Annotated in this window: 13 protein-coding genes; 7 read left to right on the forward strand and 6 right to left on the reverse strand. The window is 31.3% G+C overall.

Going from position 1 to position 19028, the window contains the following annotated elements:
• Positions 1-4 precede the first annotated feature (4 nt).
• Together KLA_RS08275 and KLA_RS08280 are read right to left on the reverse strand one after the other, a co-directional pair.
• The gene (locus KLA_RS08275) at positions 5-3037 is read right to left on the reverse strand and encodes a SusC/RagA family TonB-linked outer membrane protein (protein WP_013621914.1); all 3033 of its coding nucleotides are present in this window, start codon (positions 3035-3037) and stop codon (positions 5-7) included.
• 670 nt (positions 3038-3707) lie between these two features.
• The gene (locus KLA_RS08280; protein ID WP_034644986.1) at positions 3708-7841 is read right to left on the reverse strand and encodes a hybrid sensor histidine kinase/response regulator transcription factor; all 4134 of its coding nucleotides are present in this window, start codon (positions 7839-7841) and stop codon (positions 3708-3710) included.
• Between the two features lie 183 nt (positions 7842-8024).
• Here KLA_RS08280 and KLA_RS08285 point away from each other — a divergent pair, with 183 nt between their 5' ends.
• On the forward strand, positions 8025-8930 hold the full coding sequence (locus KLA_RS08285; RefSeq protein ID WP_034644988.1) for a helix-turn-helix domain-containing protein: 906 nt from the start codon (positions 8025-8027) through the stop codon (positions 8928-8930).
• Positions 8931-9028: 98 nt separating this feature from the next.
• Complete coding sequence (locus KLA_RS08290) at positions 9029-9790, forward strand: SDR family NAD(P)-dependent oxidoreductase (protein WP_013621916.1); 762 nt, start codon at positions 9029-9031, stop codon at positions 9788-9790.
• Between the two features lie 82 nt (positions 9791-9872).
• Here the strand turns inward: KLA_RS08290 and KLA_RS08295 are convergent, their stop codons facing one another.
• Complete coding sequence (locus KLA_RS08295) at positions 9873-10859, reverse strand: LacI family DNA-binding transcriptional regulator (RefSeq protein ID WP_013621917.1); 987 nt, start codon at positions 10857-10859, stop codon at positions 9873-9875.
• On the reverse strand, positions 10859-11890 hold the full coding sequence (gene galE, locus KLA_RS08300) for a UDP-glucose 4-epimerase GalE (protein ID WP_034644992.1): 1032 nt from the start codon (positions 11888-11890) through the stop codon (positions 10859-10861). Before galE ends, KLA_RS08295 begins: the two co-directional genes overlap by 1 nt.
• A gap of 116 nt (positions 11891-12006) precedes the next feature.
• Between galE and KLA_RS08305 the strand changes: the two genes are divergently transcribed.
• The 3 genes from KLA_RS08305 to KLA_RS08315 are packed head-to-tail and all read left to right on the forward strand — an operon-like array spanning position 12007 to position 15198.
• Positions 12007-13005, forward strand: a complete 999-nt coding sequence (locus tag KLA_RS08305) for a winged helix-turn-helix domain-containing protein (protein WP_013621919.1) — start codon at positions 12007-12009, stop codon at positions 13003-13005.
• 1 nt (position 13006) lies between these two features.
• Complete coding sequence (gene galK, locus KLA_RS08310) at positions 13007-14155, forward strand: galactokinase (protein WP_034644994.1); 1149 nt, start codon at positions 13007-13009, stop codon at positions 14153-14155.
• Between the two features lie 23 nt (positions 14156-14178).
• A complete protein-coding gene (locus KLA_RS08315; protein ID WP_034644996.1) occupies positions 14179-15198 on the forward strand; it encodes a UDP-glucose--hexose-1-phosphate uridylyltransferase in 1020 nt (339 codons plus the stop codon).
• On the opposite strand, the gene KLA_RS08320 is transcribed toward KLA_RS08315, so the two are convergent.
• Positions 15195-15833, reverse strand: a complete 639-nt coding sequence (locus KLA_RS08320) for a chloramphenicol acetyltransferase (RefSeq protein WP_034644997.1) — start codon at positions 15831-15833, stop codon at positions 15195-15197. The two genes, KLA_RS08315 and KLA_RS08320, sit on opposite strands and share 4 nt — an antisense overlap.
• Positions 15834-15887: 54 nt before the next feature.
• Positions 15888-16901 (reverse strand): LacI family DNA-binding transcriptional regulator, encoded by a 1014-nt coding sequence (locus KLA_RS08325; protein WP_034644999.1) that lies wholly within the window; start codon positions 16899-16901, stop codon positions 15888-15890.
• 152 nt (positions 16902-17053) lie between these two features.
• Here KLA_RS08325 and KLA_RS08330 point away from each other — a divergent pair, with 152 nt between their 5' ends.
• On the forward strand, positions 17054-18076 hold the full coding sequence (locus KLA_RS08330) for a sugar kinase (protein ID WP_034645001.1): 1023 nt from the start codon (positions 17054-17056) through the stop codon (positions 18074-18076).
• A 33-nt stretch (positions 18077-18109) separates the two neighbouring features.
• On the forward strand, positions 18110-18781 hold the full coding sequence (locus KLA_RS08335) for a bifunctional 4-hydroxy-2-oxoglutarate aldolase/2-dehydro-3-deoxy-phosphogluconate aldolase (RefSeq protein WP_034645005.1): 672 nt from the start codon (positions 18110-18112) through the stop codon (positions 18779-18781).
• The last annotated feature ends 247 nt before the right edge of the window (positions 18782-19028 follow it).

Raw genomic sequence — 19028 nt, forward strand, 5'->3', positions numbered from 1 at the left:
TTTATTAAAAGTCTAATGATAAGCCAAATACTGTTTTAGCAGCTGTTGGATAAAAACCTCTGTCTACACCAATAGAATTAAAGCTAAAGTTTCCAATTTCTGGATCTAAGCCTTTGTAGTCTGTAAAGGTAAAGTAGTCATCTAAAGATACATAAACTCTTAAATTGTTTATTTTTAGTCTCTCTGCAATTTTCTTAGGTAATGTATAACCAACTTGTATTTGCTTAATTCTCATATAAGAACCATCTTCTACCATTAAATCTGTATCATAAGAATCTATTACATTGGCAGCACCAGGAAATGTAGCTACATCACCAGGTTGAGTCCATCTTTCATTATAAAAATGAACAGGCTTGTTAGTAATAGGTCTAGATGGTTGGTGGTAAGTAGCAAAAATATCGTTACCAATTGTACCCTGAAACTGTAAGTTAAAATCAAACGCCTTATAACCTAAAGCAATGTTACCACCAAATAATACATCTGGGTGAGGAGAACCTACTTTTACTTTATCTGCGTTGTTTACAATAGTATCTCCGTTAGTATCTACCTTAATTACTTCACCGGTAGCTGGGTCTATACCATCTGTTTTATAACCATAGAAATACCAAGATGGCTGACCTTCTGTAAAACGAGTAACACCATCTGGATTTTGTTGTGCACCAGCACCAATAATAGAAGCACCTTCAGGAACAAATAATATTTCTGTTACTTCATTTTTTAAGGTAGATAAGTTAGCGTTAAAATCATATCTAAATCCGCCGCTAGTTGTATCTCCGTAACCAAGTTCAAATTCCCAACCTTTATTTTCTATAGTACCAGCATTAAACTCGTTAGATTGAAAACCAGCAGAACCAGGTGTAATTAAACCTCCATTATTAACAATGGCATCTTTTGTGGTTTTTTTGTAGTAATCTACAGAGAAATTTAATCTGTTTTCAAAAGCTCTAAAATCTGCACCAAAATCTAATTGCTCAGAAGTTTCCCAAACTAAGTTTGGGTTAGAGTATCCAGAGATTTGTGCACCTGTTTGTCCTTCATAATTAATATCTACACCATTAATAGCTCTAATAACATACGTTTTGTCTGCATTACCTATTAAGTTGCTTCTACTACCATTTTGTCCCCAACTAGCTCTTAATTTTGCGTAGTTTAGTTTAGAGTCTTCTTTCCAGAAATCTTCTTTAGATAATACCCAACCGGCAGAAAAAGCAGGGAATGTACCAGCCTTGTTTGCATCTGGGAATTTATCTGATTTATCTCTTCTTATAGAAGTTTCAAATAAGTATTTGCCAGCAAAATCATAAGATAACCTACCATACATAGACACCATATTATCTGGAGCAGGTAAAATATCTTTAACTTCTACCGTATAACCAGGTAAGTCTAAATCAAAACCAGTAAACTGGTCTATATCTACAGAGCCGTTTCTAGATAAAACAGTTTCAAACCTTGTTTGTTCTGCAGAGTAACCAGCTAAAAGAGTAAAGTTATGATCGTTTAAAGATTTTGTATACGATGCAAAGTTTTCCCATAACCACTTTTTAGTTTCATACTTAGTTTGTGATGTGGTATACTTTGTATTAGCTGCCTCAGAAGAAACATAGTAAGGAATTACATTATTTCTAACCTCTGTTTTTCCGTTTTCATACCCAAATCTAGATGTAAATGAAAAGCCTTCAAACAAGTTAAATTTTAAGTATGCAGACCCTAAAAATTGATCTGTATCTGTTATGGTTTTATTAATATCATTAGCAAAAGCTACAGGGTTTATAACCTCACCTGTAGAGTAGCTTGGGTAACCATAAACTCTACCATTGCTAGAAGTTAATAAAGGAACGCCATTATCTGCAGACCTATCTATAACAGATTGTGGTACTTGACCATCTGCATAGTAAACCGGAGTTAATGGATCTATAATTAACATATTTTGTATAACACCTCTGGTATCATTATTTTCTTGAATACCGTTTTTGTCTGTAATAGAGTAAGTAGCATTTATACCAGCTTCTAACCACTCTGTAATATCTGCCTTAATATTGGCTCTAAAAGTAGAACGCTCAAAAGAAGAATTGCCTTTACCAACAATACCATCTTGGTTTAAGTTAGATGCAGACATATAGTATGATAATTTTTCTGTAGCTCCAGAAAGGTTAATATCATTTCTAAACATTAAAGCGTTGTTAAATGTTTCGTCTATCCAATCTGTATCATAACCATTTAAAGCAACATTAGCTTGCCCGGCTTCGTTCATATACTGTACAAACTGCTCGGCGTTCATTAACTCCATATCTGTTTTTACAGATTGTATAGCTAGTTGCGAGTTAAATCCAACTTTTAAGCCACCTTGTTTACCTCTTTTAGTAGTAATAATTACAACACCGTTTGCACCTTCTGTACCATAAATAGCGGCAGAAGCAGCATCTTTTAAAATTTCTAGATTAGCAATATCACCTGGAGCAATATCTACTATAGAAGAAGTTTTCATACCATCTACAATATACAAAGGATCTGAGTTACCACTTGATCCAGCACCTCTAATTCTAATTTTAGCTCCAGAACCTGGTGCACCAGAAGAAGAAGAAACCGTAACACCAGAAGTTCTACCTTGTAAAACTTGCTCTACCCTTTGGCCAGATGTACTTTTTATATCTTCACTATCTATACTAGAAATGGCACCTGTTACCAAGCTCTTTTTCTTAGAACCGTAACCAACAATTACAACCTCGTCTAAGGCTTGTGCATCTTCTTGCATAGTTACATTTATGGTAGTTTTGCTGCCAACAGTTATAGTTTGTGGCACCATACCAATGTAAGTAAAGTCTAATTTGTCTGTAGATTTAACGTTGTCAATGGTATAATTTCCATCAAAATCTGTGCTGGTCCCATTAGTGGTTCCAGATACAATAACGGTAACACCACCTAATGGTATACCGGCTTGGTCTGTAACAAGACCGCTAACAGTCTTTGTTTGCGCAAATGCTGTTTGTGTAATAATAATTACAAGTGTAGCAATCACGTGTTTTAACCTTATTATCATATTAAAAAGTTTAAGTTAGTAAAATAGTTTTTTTGTTAGTTTATTAAGTAAGTTTTGCTTTATTAGTTTGTCATAAATTTTCCTTTCTTTTTTATGTGTTGTTAGTAATTATTTGTGAGTATTTTTGTTTGATTAATCTTGTTAAAATATAGAAACTAGAATATATACATTATAATAAATATGAGCAGTGCAATTATTGCAGCTATTAAGCCTATTTCTACAAGGCGTCTCATTTTTGAGTAGTTAATTTTCATATTACCAAATATACCTACAGATGTAAATTAGTTGTTAAGACATTTAAAGCGTTCACTAAAAAATATGTAGCAAACACTAGTAAATGCAGTATTTTGCAACATTTGTAGCATTATATGCAACATACGTTTTATTACTGTCTAGTTTGTTGTAGTGATGTAGTACTTTAAAATGTTAAAGTTTAATGTGGCAGGTGTTTTAAATTGCCAATTTTTGCTTTATATGTTATAGAAACAAAGTAGAAAACCTTCATTATTTAACATTTTAATAGGTATTTTAACGAGCGTAATGCTTGTTTTTTTAGGAAGCTTTTAAGATAAACAATGGTTGTTTTTAGCTACAAAGCAAATAACTTTAGAATCTGCTTTAAGCTTTTTAAAGACTGATTTTTGACTAATTTATACTGTTAAAAATACTATTATGTATTAGTAGGTTTAACATCTGTTGGTAGCATATCAAAATAGTTTTTGAAGCATTTAGTAAAGTATGAAGGAGAAGAAAATCCTACCTTGTATGATACTTCGCTAATGTTTGTGTTGCCCATTTCTATAATTTGTTTAGCCTTTTGTAAGCGTATGTTACGTAAAAACTCACTAGCCGTTTGGTTGGTTAACGCTTTTATTTTACGGTAAAACTGACTTCTACTTAAGTTTAACTCAGAGGCTAAAGACTCTACATTTAGTTCTGGGTCATCAATATTATCATTAATGTAAACCAATACTTTTTGTATAAATTCTTTGTCTAATGATGTAGTGTTTATGTTTTTAGGAACATCATTAATTAAACTAAAATATTTATTAAAAATAAGCTGCCTACTTGTTATTAATTGTGACACCCTTAGTTTTAAAAGGCGCATATCAAAAGGTTTAACCATATAGGCATCTGCACCAGTTTCTATACCTTCTATACGGTCGTCTATTCTTGCTTTAGCAGTAAGCATTAGTAATGGAATATGACTTGTTTTAAGATCGTTTTTAATACTTTGGCAAAACTTATAGCCATTCATTTCTGGCATAATAACGTCTGTAATAATAACATCTGGTAAAGATTCTTTAGCAATTTTTAATCCCTCTGTACCATTAACAGCCGTAAGCACTTTATACAGGTGTTTAAATTCGTTTTTTATGTAGTTTCTTAACTCGGTATTATCTTCTACTACTAAAAGCGTGTGTAGGTTAGGAGCATTGTCTATATCTTTTTCAGTATCTTTGGTTTTATCACTATTTGTAATTTTGTTATTGGTAATAGTTGTACTAGCAATATCTGGTACAATTTCATCCTCGGTAAAGTGCGCTTTACCTGCAGGTAGTATTACTTTAAACTTTGTGCCTTTACCTACGGTGCTATTAACCTCTACCTTGCCTTTATGTAGCTGTACAAAACTTTTTACAACCTCTAAGCCAATACCAGTACCATCATAATACGTTTTATTAAGATTGTCTACTTGATAAAAACGCTCAAAAATGCGTTTTACTTGTTCCTTTTTTAATCCAGGACCAGTGTCTGATACTGTTATTTTTATTGCCTTTACAGGTGATATTGGGTTTACTAATGGTAGTATTGTTAGCTTATTTTTTGGCTCTAATTTTATTTTAATTGCACCACCATTTGGCGTAACCTTCATAGCATTAGAAAGAATATTAAAAATAATTTTTTCTAACTTATTTTCATCTGCCCAAATAGGTAAATCTTCTAAAGCAGAACTTACCCATAGGTTAATGTTTTTAGAGTTAGCCTCTTCTGTAAAATGACTAACTATTTCTTTTGTAAAAGCAACTAAGTTTAATTGTCTAACCTTAATGTTTACTCTGTTTAGTTCTAGCTTTCTAAAATCTAACAACTCATTTATTAAACGGTAAAGACGGTCTGTGTTTTTGTGTATAATTTTAAGTTTATCCTTTGTTCTAGAAGGCAGGTTAAGACTAGTATCATTTAAAATATCTTTTAAAGGATTTAATATTAGCGTTAACGGAGTTCTAAACTCGTGTGATATATTGGTGAAAAATTGAAATTTTTTCTCGTCTAAATCTTTTTCTTGTAAACGTTTATCTCTTTCGTTATTAATAATTTGTTTTTCTTTAATTCTGCTTTGGGTCATTTTATTAAGTATGTAAACACCTAATAAAAACAATAAAATATAAGCAATAACTGCCCAAACACTTTTCCACCAAGGAGGTAAAATTGTAATTTTTAATTCCAGAGGGTCTTCATTCCATACACCATCATTATTAGAGGCTTTTAATTTAAAAGTATAGTTGCCAGGATCTAAATTAGTATAGGTTGCATTTCTTGTGGCACCTACATAATTCCAGTTTTTTTCATATCCTTCTAAATAATAAGCATATTCGTTTTTTTCTGGTCTTGTGTAATTAATACCAGAATACTCTATAGTAAATACAGATTGTTTGTTGGTAAGGCTAATACTATCTGTTTCTGAAATAACTTTTTTTAAAGGTGAGTTTGCCTGTGTAGGAGTAACCTTTTTATTAAATAGCTTAAAATCTGTAAGGTAAATAGAAGTAAGATTTTTGTTTGTTTGTATTTTTTTTGGGTCAAAATAATCTACTCCTTTGTAGTTGCCAAAATACAATTGTCCCTTACTGTCTTTATATGTGGCATTAATATTAAAGTCGTTAGACAATAAACCATCATTACTTGTGTAATTAAGAATTTTATTTTGATTTACCATTATTTTAGATATTCCAGAATTACCAGTAACCCATATATTACCTTCTTTACACTCTATAATACCACAAACATTTTCTTCTGTTAAGCCATTAAACTTATTGTACCAACTAAAAGTGTCTAATTTTGGGTTGTGTTTGCACAAGCCAGCTCCTTTTGTACCTATCCAAATGTTACCTAGGCTATCTTCATGCAGGGTTAAAATATGATTTGCACTTGCTTGGTTTTTATATTCTTTAGACATACGTTTGGTCATAGAAGTAACTATAAAGTTGCCGTTAGTCATTTTTTTAATACGAAATAACCCTAGTGTTGTACCAAGCCAAATGTTATCTTCTTTATCTACCAATACTTTCCAAATATCACTATTGGTAATGCCATTTTTCACAAAAATTTCGGTATTGTGCTGTGTAATTTTTTCAGTTTTTGGGTTGTAAGAGTGTAACCCGCCATAAAAGGAGCCAATCCAAATAGTTCCTTCAGAATCTTCATCAATACTTAAAACGGTATTAGATTCTAATTTGCCTCCTGTATTAGTAATATTAAAATTTATAAACTTGTTAGTTCCTTTTTTAAGCATATAAATGCCGTTATCCCAACTAACAGCCCAAATGTTTTCTTTGCTATCTATAAAAAGGCCTTCAATATAATCACTAGTTAAACCACTATAAGTGCTATTTTCTTTTTTATTTATGTGTGTAAAATGTTTAGTTGTTGGGTTGTAAATATCTATACCACCGCCATCCATACTAATCCAAAGTTTACCGCTGCTGTCTTGTACAATAGATGTTACAGAGCCTATTTGTAATGAGTTTGGTGTATTATTAAGGCTTTCTATATTATTAAACTTGTCATACAACTTGTCATAAACCGCCACTCCAGAGTTGTAGTAGCCCATCCAAATACGATCATTTGTATCTAAAAATAATGACCAAATAGAGTTGTATAAAATACTTTTTTCATCAGTTTTACTAGATAAATAGTTTTTAATAACGCTACCGTTGGTGTTAATATGAAAAAGTCCGTTATTCTCAGTACCCAACATTATAGTATTGTCTGGCAACTGAATCATAGAAAAAATCTTAGTGTCAGAAATAGGGTAATTGCGGGTGTTTAATAGATGATCTATTTTATACAAACCATCATCTATAGTACCTACCCAAATATTATTGTTTTTATCAACCAATAAAGATTGTATACCCTCTTTTATGGCTGATGAATTATCTTCTGTATTTAATAGAGATTGCTTAAGTTTATTAGTGTTAGAGTCGTACTCTTGTAACCCTATACTTGTACCAGCATATATTTTATTGTTTTTATCAATCTTTAAGGCATAAACATCTACGGGTAAATATTTATATTGGTTTTCAATTTTTTCTGCTTTTAGTGTTTTTAAGTTTAGTTTAAACAACCCTAAATCTACTGTGCCAATAAATAAGTTTCCGTTATTGTCTCCTTCTATACTGCGTATAGGAATATTTATTTTATTTTCTTTTTCTTCTGCAGTTAGGTATATTTTTTTAAACTGATCTTTATCTCTGTCATATAGGTTTAGGCCTTCTTCAGTACCAAACCAAAGTCGGTTTGTTTTATCTAAGTATGATGAGTAAACAAGACTACTACTTAATGAGGTAGTGTCATTTAAAACGTGCTTATAATACGTGTAATCTATACCATCATAACGGTAAAGACCAACGCCATTGGTGCCCATCCAAATAAAGCCATAATGATCTTGTACTATGGTAGATACACCAACTTTAGAAATACCTTCTTTTATACTAACAAAGTTGTATTCTTTAGGAGAATCTTGTGAATAAGTAGATGTACAGAAAATGAATAAAAAGACAAGGGAGATTATTTTCCTCATAAATGATTGCACAGTTTTAGCTAGTACAATTTATAAATTAAAATTTAGTTACTAAAGAATTTAGACTAATTGGTTAAGTTATTGTTAAAATGTGCTATTTATTACATCAATATTTGCTTTTGTTTATAATTAAAAATTGATTGCGAAGAATAATTATATATTTGAATTTTACAATAAATTATAATGAAGGTAACTACTATTGAAGATTTTTATAAAGAGATAAATGCCAAACTTCCTGAGGAGATTGGTAAGTATATTGGACACTTTAATATTTTTAATATACCAGATATGTTAGCTAATTTAAAAAAAGATAATGTAATGCCTTACAATAGGCGAATGTATTATAAAATTAGCCTTATCAATGGAAAAAATAAAGCAGAATATGCAGATAAAATTATAAATATAGATAAGTATGCTTTGCTATTTGGTTCACCAAAAATACCTTATAGATACGAGCCTTTAGATGCTAAACAGAAAGGAAAATTTTGTGTTTTTACAGATGAATTTTTAATAAAATCTAAAAGCGGTGTAGTGTTAGATGATTTACCAATTTTTAACTCTGGAGGCTGCCCTGTATTTAAATTAACTAAAAAAGAGTATCAAGAATTAGCTGTGTTATTTAAAAAAATGCAAGCAGAAATAGATTCGTCCTATGCTTACAAATATGATTTAATTAGGAATTATATTTTAGAAATTATTCATTTTGGACAAAAGCTACAACCTAGTACTGCTTTGTACACAGCACAGACAGCATCAAAAAGAATTACATCTTTATTTTTAGAGTTGTTAGAGAGACAATTTCCTATAGAAAGTACGCAGCAACAATTAAAACTTAGATCTGCTAAAGATTATGCAAATAGGTTGGCGGTGCATGTAAACCATTTAAATACAACACTAAAAGAGGTTACAGGTAATACTACAACTTATTTTATTGCTAATAGAATAACACAAGAAGCTAAATACTTGCTTAAGCAAACCAATTGGTCTGTGTCAGAAATTGCATACTCTTTAGGTTTTGATGAAGTAGCCCATTTTTCAAACTTTTTTAAAAAGCAAACTTCTTTTTCTCCTAATAAATTTAGAAATTAATTAACTTCTTTGAAATTTACAACTATCTCTTTGTTTTTAGTAAGTTGATAATTTTAGTATTTAAAGACCTTTGTACTATAAGTAAAAAATAAAATATTATGGTACAAAATAAAATTGTTTTGGTAACAGGTGGCAGCCGTGGTCTAGGTAAAAATATGGCTATAAGTTTGGCTAAAAAAGGGTTAGATGTTATTTTAACTTATAAGAGCAGTAAAACTAGTGCACTAGCTGTTGTTAAAGAAATAGAGGTATTAGGAAATAAAGCAGCTGCGTTACAATTAAATGTAGATGACAGCAAAAAATTTGATTCTTTTTTTATGAGTTTAAATGCTACATTAAAAGATGTTTTTAATGCAGATAAATTAGACTTTTTAGTTAATAATGCTGGTATTGGTATTAATGAGTCTTTAAAAAATACAACAGAAGACCAATTTAATGAAATGGTTAATATTCATTTTAAAGCACCTTTTTTTCTTACTCAAAAAATATTACCTTATTTAAATAATGAAGGCGGAATAGTAAATGTTTCAACAGGTTTAACTAGGTTTACTTTACCTGGTTATGCAGCTTATGCAGCATCAAAAGGAGCGGTAGAAATATTGTCATTATATTTAGCAAAAGAGTTAGGAGAAAATAAAATAAGAGTGAATACAGTAGCTCCAGGTGCTATTGAAACCGATTTTGGTGGCGGAGCCGTAAGAGACAATAAGGATTTAAATGATTTTATTGGTTCGCAAACGGCCTTAGGAAGAGTAGGAATTGCTAGTGATATAGGTAGTGTTGTTGCGTTTTTGTGTACAGATGATGCAAAATGGATTAATGCTCAACGTATAGAAGTGTCTGGTGGACAAATGATATAAATTTCATTTAAATATATTTTTTAACAAGAGTGTGAAGTATATGCACTCTTGTTAAAAATAATTTTTTGAAGAGCTATTTTTTTTACACAAATTCTGCTGTAATTGTTCTAGTATAAAATTCTTTATTATTTGTTGTTTTAATACGCTCTAGCACCAATTTAGCAGCTTCTTTACCCATTTTTTCTGCATTCTGATTTATAATTTTTAAGGCGGTATTCCATCCGGTTTTAGAATTGTTACAAAAGCCAGTATATGCAATTTTATTGGTTTGTAACCTATTACCAATAGTCATTGCTTGTTCTAAAGCCAAATCATTAGCACCATAAATTCCGTCTGCTTTATTTTTTTGTAAAGCAAGTTTTATTTTACTGGATAATTCTTCAATTGTAGCAGCAGTAATAATGCTATTTTTTGTAGGTATATTGTGTTTTTTTAGTGCGTCTATAAAACCATTAGCCCTTAATTTACCATGTTCTAATTGGTGTATTAAAGAAACCATTATTGGTTTTTTACACTTTTTATTTATAATTAGGTGCTCTGTAGCTTTAAATGAAGCTTTGTAATCATCAATAATAACGCTATCACATTTTTTTAAATTACTAATTCTGTCAAATAAAACAAGCGGTGTGCCCTCTGCAATAAGGGTATTTATATGTTGGTATTTATTAGTTATTGCTGTTTCTTTAGAAACACATATAATTACACCATCTACATAACCACTACCTAAAAAACGTAAGTAATGAGATTCTTTTTCTGCAGACTCGTTACTAATGCTAGTAAAAAGCTTATAGCCATTTTCATCTAAATGCTTTTCTATACCAACCAAAACTTTTGCATAAAATGGGTTTAGTACACTTGGTATAATTAAACCAATATTTTTGGTATATCCTCTTCTTAAACTTGCAGCAAAGCTATTAGGTCTGTAGTTGCATTTACGTGCAAATTCTTGTACCTTTTGTTTGGTACTAATGCTTATTTCTGGACTATCAGATAAAGACTTAGATATGGTAGAAATAGATAAGTCTAAGGCTTTAGATATTTGTGATAATGTTGGTCTTGTGTGTATCATTATGCTTGTTCTTTTCTAACGTTTTGTTCCCATTTCCATGAAGAACTAATCATTTCACTAAGTTCTCTAGTAGGTGTCCACTCTAATTTTTTGGCAGCTAATTTTGTTTCTGCATATAATTTAGGTACATCACCATCTCTTCTGCTTGTAAACTCATAATTTAGTCTAGAGTTTGTTACTGTTTCAAAGGTTTTAATAATATCTAACACAGAGTACCCAACACCAGTACCTAAATTAAAACACTCAAACTGTTTTTCCTGTTTATTTTTTACAAGCCTCTTAACTGCTAATACATGGGCTATTGCCAAATCTACTACATGTATATAGTCTCTAATAGGCGTGCCATCTTTTGTAGGGTAGTCATTACCGTAAACCATTAATTTTTCTCTAATACCAGCAGCTGTTTGCGTAACATAGGGCATAAGGTTATTTGGTATACCTGTTGGTAATTCGCCAATTAAGCCAGACTCATGAGCGCCTATAGGGTTAAAATAGCGTAAGGATATTGCATTAAAATTTACGTTTGCTTTAGTAAGGTCTTCTAAAATTTCCTCGGCTACTTTTTTTGTGTTTCCGTATGGAGAAAACGGACGTTTTGTTTTATTTTTTTCTGTAATTGGCAGTGTTTTAGGTAAACCATAAACAGTAGCAGATGAAGAAAATATAAAATTATTTATATTGTTTTTAGTTTGTGCATGTAATGTGTTTATAAGCGAATAAAAGTTGTTTTTATAATACATTAGAGGTTCTGTTACAGATTCTCCTACTGCTTTATGTGCTGCAAAATGTATAACTGCAAATGCATTTTTATGCGCGGCAAATACTTTATTTGTTTGTAGTTCATCTTTTAAATCTATATGTATAAAAGTTGGTGTTTTGCCAGTAATTTGTGATATTCTATCAATTGTTTTTTCGGTAGAATTAGATAAATCATCTAAAATTACAACTTCAAAATTACTTTTTAGCAGCTCAATAACTGTGTGAGAGCCTATATATCCACAGCCTCCAGTAACTATTATCTTTTCTTTCATCATTTATAAGTTTAGTTGTGTCTAATTTGAAGTAGCTATATTAAGAATTTTTTTTGGAAAAACCATACTAGTACCTACCAGTTTGTTTTGTTGTGTTTTTATTTTATATTTGCCTTATGAGTATAGTTTCGGTAAAGGGTAATTCTGGCACTCCAAAGTACAAGCAAATAGTAGCATCTATAGAAGAGGCTGTGTTAAGTGGTGCTTTAAAAAAAGGAGATAAATTGCCATCTATAAATAGTATAAGAGATAAGCATAAACTCTCTAGAGATACGGTTTTAATGGCTTTTAATGAGTTAAAAACACGTGGTATAGTACAATCTATTGCAGGTAAAGGATATTACTTAAACACAGAAGATGTTAATGTAGTACAAAAGGTTTTTTTATTATTTGATGAGCTTAATTCTTTTAAAGAAGATTTATACAATTCTTTTTTAGATACATTAGGAGATAATGTACAGGTAGATATCTTTTTTCATCACTTTAATTCAGATATTTTTAGCAAGCTTATATATGACAATATAGGAGCGTACTCTTACTACGTTATTATGCCTGCAAATCTCCAAAATATTGGTCATGTTGTAGAAAAACTACCTAAGGATAATGTTTATATTCTAGATCAAACTAATGCCGAGTTAAAAGCTTATCCGTCTATCTATCAAAATTTTAAAAAAAATGTTTTAAATGGTTTGTTAGAGAGTGCCTCGTTAATTTCTAAATATCAAAAAATGATATTGCTGTTTTCAAAAGAGAAACAGCCGCAAGGTATATTAGATGGCTTTAATGCATTTTGTGCCACAAAAACTATAGCTCATGAACAAATTAGCACACTGCAAAATCGTGTGCCTGTTAAGGGAGAGTTGTACTTTATTTTAGATGATAGAGCACTTATTTTACTATTAAAAAAAATACAAGAACAGCAACTTGTTTTAGGTATGGATATAGGAATTATTTGTTACAATGATAGTTTGCTTAAAGAGGTTGTAGAAGGTGGTATTACTACAATATCTACCAATTTTTACACTATGGGAGAGCGTTTGGCACAAATGATTTTATCTAATGAAAATATACAAATAGAAAACCCAAATAGTTTAATTGTTAGAAACTCACTATAACATGAATAAAAAGTTACTAAAAGAGGTAAAAAATAGTTTTAAACATACATTTAAAACTAAACCACTTATGGTTTTTTCTCCAGGAAGAATAAATCTAATTGGTGAGCATACAGATTATAATGACGGATTTGTTTTTCCGGCAGCAATTAATAAAGGTATTGCCTTAGCCATACAAAAAACAAAAAAAAATGTATCTACAGTTTATGCTTTAAATAAAGAAGAAACCTATGAGTTTAGCTTACAAAGTGTTGCTCCTTTACAAAATGGTGGGTGGCGTAATTACATTTTGGGTGTAGTATCTGAAATACAAAAAAGAGGAATAGAGTTAAGCAATTTTAATATTGTTTTTGCAGGTAATATACCCGGTGGTGCAGGTTTATCTTCTTCTGCAGCATTAGAAAATAGTGTTGTTTATGGCTTGAATAAACTATTTAAACTTGGAATTTCTAAAGAAGAAATGATTTTAATTTCGCAAAAGGCAGAACACAATTATGCAGGTGTTAAATGCGGAATTATGGACCAGTATGCAAGTATGTTTGGTGTTAAAAATAGTGCTCTTTTGCTAGATTGTAGAACAGTAAAGTCTAAATTATATAAACTAAATTTTAATGACTATAAGCTACTTTTAATTAATACAAACGTAAAGCATGACTTGTCTGAGAGTGCTTATAATGATAGAAGAGAGGTTTGTGAAAAAGTTTCTAAAAAGTTAAATGTTAAAGCTTTAAGAGACGCTACAATACAAGATTTAAATACGATAAAAGCAGATATTACAGAAGAAGATTACCAAAAGGCATTATACATTATAGAAGAAAACCAGCGTGTAACTTCTTTTTCTAAAGCTATTAAGGCAGATGATATACAAGAGTTAGGTGCTTTATTATACCAATCTCATAATGGTTTAAGCACACAGTTTAAAGTTAGTTGTAAGGAGTTAGATTTTTTGGTTGATAAAACAAAAAACAATTCTAATATATTAGGAGCAAGAATGATGGGTGGCGGCTTTGGAGGCTGTACTATTAACCTAATTTTAAAGTCAGAGATAAAATCATTTAAAAAAGAAATTGCTAAAGCGTTTAAAAAAGAATTTGGGACTAACTGCTCTATTTATAACGTAAAGCTATCTAACGGCACACAAAAAATAAAATAAAACAACCAGAATTCTACAATATAATGAATACAGATTTACAAGATTTTTCGCATAAACGTTTTAATATATTAACAGGAGAATGGGTATTGGTTTCTCCACACAGAGCAAAAAGACCTTGGCAAGGACAAAACGAGGCTGTGTCTAATGAGGTAAGGCCTGCTTACGACCCTAGTTGTTATTTATGTGCAGGAAATACTAGAATTAACGGAGAAGTAAATCCAGATTATAAAGATGTTTTTGTGTTTACTAATGATTTTGCAGCACTACAAACAGATTCTAAAACCTTTTCTGTAAATAATGGTTTGTTTAAAGCAGAAAGTGAGCAAGGTATTTGTAAAGTAATTTGTTTTAGTCCAGACCACTCTAAGAGTTTGGCAGATATGGCTGTAGAAGACATTAATAAAGTAGTAACAACTTGGCAAAAAGAGTATGTAGAGCTTGGTAGTAATGACACTATTAATTATGTTCAAATTTTTGAAAATAAAGGAGCTGTTATGGGGTGTAGTAATCCACACCCACACGGACAAATATGGTCACAGTCTACCTTGCCTAACGAAATTTTAAAAAAAGAAAAAGAGCAAAAAGAGTACTACGCTAAAAATAAAAGAAGTCTTTTAGGAGATTATTTACAACAAGAAATAGAGGCTAATGAGCGTATAATTTATACGAATGAAGATTTTATTGTATTAACCCCATTTTGGGCTGTTTGGCCTTTTGAGGTAATGATAGTTCCCAAAAAACAATACAACAATATTAGTCAAATATCTAATACAGAATCTTTAGCTTTTGCAGATGCAATTTCTGTTATTACAAAGGCCTATGATAAGTTATTTAATACCTCTTTCCCTTATTCTAGTGGTATACACCAAGCACCAACAAACGGTAAAGATAATAGCCATTGGCATTGGCATATGAGTTTTTACCCACCATTATTGCGTAGTGCAACAGTTAAAAAATTTATGGTTGGGTATGAAATGTTTGGGTCGCCACAAAGAGATATTACAGCAGAGCAAGCAGCAACTAGGTTAAGAGACTTAATTTAAGAATTCATAAGTTCTTGAAATTTTTCGGCAAAAAGAGATACGTGGTACCCGTCTGCTAATCCATGGTGTAAGTGTATAGAAATAGACATTTGTTGCTTGTTATTTATACTTACTACTTTACCAAAGGATATTTTTGGGCAACTGTCTGGTAAGTTATAGTTTCTGGCGTGTGACATACTAGTGAAATTTAACCAAGGAAGGGCAGAACAGTGTATTACTGCATTAAAGTCGTCACTATCTTTTGGAGTAGGAAATAGTGTAGTTCCCTTTTTAACTTTTTCTATTTCTTCTTTAGCATTTTTAATAAATTCAGTTTCGTTTTTATGATATATAATGTTAGAAAAACCAAAGGTATTGTTATCTCTGCCTATTGTGGGGGATGCATTTATGCTGTCATATAAATAAACGTTATCATCAATAATTCTGTACCTAAAGTTTTCAACCATATTAGCAGCCTTTGTTGCTCTGTACAAATAATATAAAAAAAATGAAGTTTCTTTTTTTTTAGCTTTTTTTAATGCTATTGTGCAATCTATAGTTAATGTAATACCAAAAAAAGGTTCAGTAAAAGCAGAAAAAAAATTATAGTGTTCTGTGCGTTCCCAATTGCTTAAATTTACTTTTGTTCTTTTCATATTATAACTAAAATCTCTTAATTTTAAGTAAAAATAAAAAAACTAATGAGTTTCTTAAGAAGATTCTCTAACAATAAGTTTAGCCTCTAATATCTTTTTGTTTAATTGCTGTGTAGCTGTTTTTTGGTCAGCATATTCTAAAAAGGTTTGTGCAGCAATTTTACCAATTTCTGCACTATGTTGGTCTACACTTGTTATGGTAGGTGTAACCATTGTGGTAAAGGGTTCGTTACCAAAACCAACAAGCGCAATAGTATTAGGCACCGCTATATTTTCTTCTTTTAAAACTTGCAAAGCCCCAAGAGCAGCATAATCACTAGCAGCATATACAGCATCTGGTGGGTTCTGTAGGGCAAGCAATTTTTTCATTTGTATTCTACCATCTTCAATAGTAAGGTTACTTTCGCTTACATAATCATCAATAAAAGTAAAATTGTGTTTGTGTAGAGCATCAACATAACCTCTAATTCTGTTGTTAAAAATACGTGTGTGTTTAAATCCGCCTATATGAGCAATTTTTTTACAGCCTTTTTGAGCCAAATGGTCAACAATCATATGGCTACTATCATAATCGTTAATACCAATGTAATCAACATTTAAATCGTTTTCACCTCTATCAAACAAAATAAGAGGTATGCCTTTGGTTTTTATTTTTTCAAAAAAGTCTAAATCTACCGTTTCATTTGCCATAGAAGCAATAATACCATCTACTTGCGTAAAAAGTAGTGTGTCTATATTGTTACATTCTTTAGTGTAAGACTCGTTAGACTGTGTTACAATAACATTATACCCTTTGCTGTTTAATACCTCTTCTATATTTTGTAAAACCGATGAAAAATAAGAACTATTGGTACTTGGTACCATTACGCCAACCAAGTTACTTTTGCCACTACGTAGGGCACTAGCAAGGTTATTTGGCTGATAATCCAACTCTTTTGCTATTTTTTTTACAGCTTCTTTGGTTTTTTTACTAATTCTAGAGTCGTTACGCAAAGCCTTACTAACAGCAGCGGTAGATATGTTTAGCTTAACAGCAATATCTTTTAGAGTGGTTTTTTTGTTTGACAATTTTTAATATATTTGCTTAATCGATTAATCAAAAGTATTGAAAATACACATACAATCAAAGCTACTATAGTGTAACAAGGTGGTTTTGATTTTATTTTAGCTCAATGCTTAATCGATTAACCATATGTAAATTTTAATTAAAAAATATAAAAATGAGTAAAGTTGTCACCTTTGGAGAAATTATGTTGCGTTTGTCTACACAAAGACATTTGCGCTTTTCGCAAGCAAATAACTTTACGGCTACGTATGGTGGTGGCGAGTTTAATGTTGCAGTATCTATTGCAAATTATGGTTTAGAGGCCGAGTTTGTTACACGTTTACCAGAGAATGATTTGGGCCATACAGCCCTAATGGAAATAAAAAAACGTAATGTACAAGCTAAAAATATTGCTTTTGGAGGTGATAGGTTAGGTGTATATTTTTTAGAAACCGGTGCAGGTACTAGAGGTAGTAAGGTGGTGTATGACAGAGCTAATAGTGCAATGGCAACCATTACACCAGGTACTATAAATTGGGAAGAAGTTTTTAAAGACGCCACCGTTTTTCATTGGAGTGGTGTAACACCAGCAGTATCACAAACAGCAGCAGATGTATGTTTAGAGGCCGTAAAAGTAGCCAGTAAAATGGGTGTTTTTATAACATCGGATCTAAATTACAGAGCAAAATTGTGGCAATATGGCAAAGAACCTAAAGATATTATGCCAGAGTTATTATCTTATAGCAATGTAATTTTGGGCGACTTAGATACCGCATTTTTTATGTCGGGCTTGGCAGAAGAAAAACCAGATTACCAAAATAAAGCGTCCTTACCAATCTTGTATAATAAATTGTTTACATTGTATCCTAATTTAGAAAAAGTAGCTACAACATTACGCTACTCTATAAGCGCATCTCACCAACAAATTGGAGGTATTTTGTATGATAATGGCGAGCTGTACAGCGCAGCAATAAAAGATGTTACGCCAGTTGTAGATAGGGTAGGTAGCGGAGATGCTTTTATGGGAGGTTTAATTTATGGCTTACTAAATAAAGAATATAACGCACAACAAGCAGTAGATTTTGCAGTAGCAGCCTGTTGTTTAAAGCATACCATAGCCGGAGACATTAATTTGGTAACGGCAGATGAGGTAGAAAAACTAATGAGTGGCGATGCCTCTGGTAAAGTAGCACGCTAACACTTAAAAATAATAAAAACACAGCATACAATTATGGCACAATATAGCAGAATAGAAGTTTTTAATACAATGAATGAAACCGGTTTGGTACCCTTGTTTTACCATTCTGATGTAGATTTAGCAAAAAACATTTTAAAAGCTTGTTACAATGGAGGCGCACGCTTAATGGAATTTACCGCACGTGGAGATTTTGCTTTTGAAGTCTTTTCTGAGCTAAATAAATATGCCATAAAAGAATTACCGGGTATGGTATTAGGTGTTGGTTCTGTTACAGATGCAGCAGCAGCCTCTTTGTATATGCAAATGGGAGCCAATTTTATTGTAACACCATCTTTTAGAGAAGACATTGCCATAGCCTGTAACAGACGCAAAGTAATGTGGTCTCCTGGATGTGGCTCTTTAAAAGAAATAAACACAGCAGAAGAGTTGGGTTGTGAGGTAGTAAAGCTATTTCCTGGCGCAACCTACGGAGCAGGTTTTGTAAAAGCCATAAAAGGTCCGCAACCGTGGACAAACGTAATGCCAACAGGCGGTGTAACCACAGAAGAAGACAATTTAGCAGCTTGGTTTAATGCAGGTGTTACTTGTGTTGGTATAGGCTCTAAATTAATTAGTAAAGATGTTATAGCTAATAAAGATTATAAAGGCTTAGAGGCTACCGTAAAACAAACTATAGCAGTAATTAAAAAGCTAAAGAAAAAATAAATTATCCCATTTTAGGGTTATACTAAACACAAACCACAAAACCATACTTGTAGTAAAGTATGGTTTTTTTTATGCCTAAAAGTTAAAAGTATTTTACATTTTAAGTTACTATAGCTACCATTTATAATTAATTCTGATACAATTACACATATCTGTATTTGTACTAAAAAAAATGTTTTTATATTGTAAGAAAATTAAGCGCTAAAACTAGAAATGTGCGTTTATTACACCAATATGGGTGAATAAA

This window comes from Cellulophaga geojensis KL-A, assembly GCF_000568425.1.
Taxonomy (GTDB): Bacteria; Bacteroidota; Bacteroidia; order Flavobacteriales; family Flavobacteriaceae; genus Cellulophaga; species Cellulophaga lytica.

What these genes read in the sequence shown, in the direction of transcription:
- KLA_RS08275 (WP_013621914.1), bottom strand. Translation starts at nt 3,037, where the DNA reads ATGATAATAAGGTTAAAACACGTGATTGCTACACTTGTAATTATTATT.
- KLA_RS08280 (WP_034644986.1), bottom strand. Translation starts at nt 7,841, where the DNA reads ATGAGGAAAATAATCTCCCTTGTCTTTTTATTCATTTTCTGTACATCT.
- KLA_RS08285 (WP_034644988.1), top strand. Translation starts at nt 8,025, where the DNA reads ATGAAGGTAACTACTATTGAAGATTTTTATAAAGAGATAAATGCCAAA.
- KLA_RS08290 (WP_013621916.1), top strand. Translation starts at nt 9,029, where the DNA reads ATGGTACAAAATAAAATTGTTTTGGTAACAGGTGGCAGCCGTGGTCTA.
- KLA_RS08295 (WP_013621917.1), bottom strand. Translation starts at nt 10,859, where the DNA reads ATGATACACACAAGACCAACATTATCACAAATATCTAAAGCCTTAGAC.
- galE (WP_034644992.1), bottom strand. Translation starts at nt 11,890, where the DNA reads ATGAAAGAAAAGATAATAGTTACTGGAGGCTGTGGATATATAGGCTCT.
- KLA_RS08305 (WP_013621919.1), top strand. Translation starts at nt 12,007, where the DNA reads ATGAGTATAGTTTCGGTAAAGGGTAATTCTGGCACTCCAAAGTACAAG.
- galK (WP_034644994.1), top strand. Translation starts at nt 13,007, where the DNA reads ATGAATAAAAAGTTACTAAAAGAGGTAAAAAATAGTTTTAAACATACA.
- KLA_RS08315 (WP_034644996.1), top strand. Translation starts at nt 14,179, where the DNA reads ATGAATACAGATTTACAAGATTTTTCGCATAAACGTTTTAATATATTA.
- KLA_RS08320 (WP_034644997.1), bottom strand. Translation starts at nt 15,833, where the DNA reads ATGAAAAGAACAAAAGTAAATTTAAGCAATTGGGAACGCACAGAACAC.
- KLA_RS08330 (WP_034645001.1), top strand. Translation starts at nt 17,054, where the DNA reads ATGAGTAAAGTTGTCACCTTTGGAGAAATTATGTTGCGTTTGTCTACA.
- KLA_RS08335 (WP_034645005.1), top strand. Translation starts at nt 18,110, where the DNA reads ATGGCACAATATAGCAGAATAGAAGTTTTTAATACAATGAATGAAACC.